This window comes from Paenibacillus germinis (assembly GCF_013141785.1).
In the GTDB taxonomy this organism is placed as follows: Bacteria; Bacillota; Bacilli; order Paenibacillales; family NBRC-103111; genus Paenibacillus_E; species Paenibacillus_E phytorum.
In genome coordinates this window covers 1-1,387 of the sequence record NZ_WHOC01000086.1, presented here as the reverse complement: position 1 = coordinate 1,387, position 1,387 = coordinate 1, and the positions used below count along the sequence as shown (strand labels likewise).

Genomic DNA, 1,387 nt, shown 5'->3' with positions numbered 1-1,387 from the left:
ATACCCCTAGTGGGTATTTTTTTTGCCACCCCGTAAACTGTTTACACATTAGGGCCCTTAGCTCAGCTGGTTAGAGCGCACCCCTGATAAGGGTGAGGTCGGTGGTTCGAGTCCACTAGGGCCCACCAATACAATTACGTTTATGGGGCCATAGCTCAGCTGGGAGAGCGCCTGCCTTGCAAGCAGGAGGTCAGCGGTTCGATCCCGCTTGGCTCCACCATATTCCCTGATAGCTCAGTTGGTAGAGCACTCGACTGTTAATCGAGTTGTCACAGGTTCGAGTCCTGTTCGGGGAGTCTAAACCCCAAAAAGTGAAGAGATGCTCCGATGAGTTTGCCGATTACTTTTTGGGGACCCTTAAATACTTGGAGAAGTGTCCGAGCGGCCGAAGGAGCACGATTGGAAATCGTGTAGGCGTCACAAGCGTCTCGAGGGTTCGAATCCCTCCTTCTCCGTTTCTTTATATAAAGGAAAGACAGTATGGCGGCGTAGCTCAGCTGGCTAGAGCGTACGGTTCATACCCGTAAGGTCGGGGGTTCGAGCCCCTCTGCCGCTACTAGATAAATTGGAGAGATACCCAAGTGGCTATAAGGGGACCCTCTGCTAAGGGGTTAGACTGCGTAAGTGGTGCGAGGGTTCGAATCCCTCTCTCTCCGTCGGTAAATTTTTTTGAGTTTGGCCCGTTGGTCAAGTGGTTAAGACACCTCCCTTTCACGGAGGTAACAGGGGTTCGAGTCCCCTACGGGTCACCATCAATCTTCTAGTTGGATCCCATGGAGGCTTAGCTCAGCTGGGAGAGCATCTGCCTTACAAGCAGAGGGTCGGCGGTTCGATCCCGTCAGCCTCCACCATACTGCCCAAAAAAGTGAAGTGAAGCTTTGTAGCAACGCCGATTACTTTTTCGGGGCCCATAATGAAATTATGCGTTCAATGTCGCGGGGTGGAGCAGCCCGGTAGCTCGTCGGGCTCATAACCCGAAGGCCGCAGGTTCAAATCCTGCCCCCGCAACCAAACTCTTTTTGAGAGTTGTTTTACACAATGCGGAGCTGTGGTGTAGTGGCCTAACATGCCTGCCTGTCACGCAGGAGACCGCGGGTTCGAATCCCGTCAGCTCCGCCATTTTTTCAAAATGAATATGCCGTTGTAGCTCAACTGGTAGAGCAACTGACTTGTAATCAGTAGGTTGGGGGTTCAAGTCCTCTCGACGGCACCATAATTCCCAAAAAAGTGAAGCAATGCTTTGTAGCGTAACGCCAATTACTTTTTCGGGGCTTGGTAAGGCTTTATTATGTGGAGGCTTAGTGAAGTGGCTAAACACGGCAGACTGTAAATCTGCTCTCTTCGAGTTCGGTGGTTCGAATCCATCAGCCTCCATTTCCAAACTACG

At 51.6% G+C, this 1,387-nt stretch carries 12 tRNA genes; all 12 read left to right on the top strand.

What is annotated here, in order from left to right:
* Window positions 1-51 precede the first annotated feature (51 nt).
* A tRNA-Ile gene (locus tag GC102_RS17500) sits at window positions 52-128 on the top strand.
* Between the two features lie 16 nt (window positions 129-144).
* A tRNA-Ala gene (locus GC102_RS17495) sits at window positions 145-220 on the top strand.
* 3 nt (window positions 221-223) lie between these two features.
* Window positions 224-296, top strand: a tRNA-Asn gene (locus GC102_RS17490).
* Window positions 297-367: 71 nt separating this feature from the next.
* Window positions 368-455 (top strand) — tRNA-Ser (locus GC102_RS17485).
* A gap of 27 nt (window positions 456-482) precedes the next feature.
* Window positions 483-556 (top strand) — tRNA-Met (locus tag GC102_RS17480).
* Between the two features lie 11 nt (window positions 557-567).
* Window positions 568-656: transfer RNA gene (locus tag GC102_RS17475), tRNA-Ser, on the top strand.
* Between the two features lie 21 nt (window positions 657-677).
* Window positions 678-752 (top strand) — tRNA-Glu (locus GC102_RS17470).
* A 23-nt stretch (window positions 753-775) separates the two neighbouring features.
* Window positions 776-851, top strand: a tRNA-Val gene (locus tag GC102_RS17465).
* 83 nt (window positions 852-934) lie between these two features.
* Window positions 935-1,011 (top strand) — tRNA-Met (locus GC102_RS17460).
* Between the two features lie 31 nt (window positions 1,012-1,042).
* Window positions 1,043-1,119 (top strand) — tRNA-Asp (locus GC102_RS17455).
* An 18-nt stretch (window positions 1,120-1,137) separates the two neighbouring features.
* Window positions 1,138-1,213: transfer RNA gene (locus GC102_RS17450), tRNA-Thr, on the top strand.
* 79 nt (window positions 1,214-1,292) lie between these two features.
* A tRNA-Tyr gene (locus GC102_RS17445) sits at window positions 1,293-1,374 on the top strand.
* The last annotated feature ends 13 nt before the right edge of the window (window positions 1,375-1,387 follow it).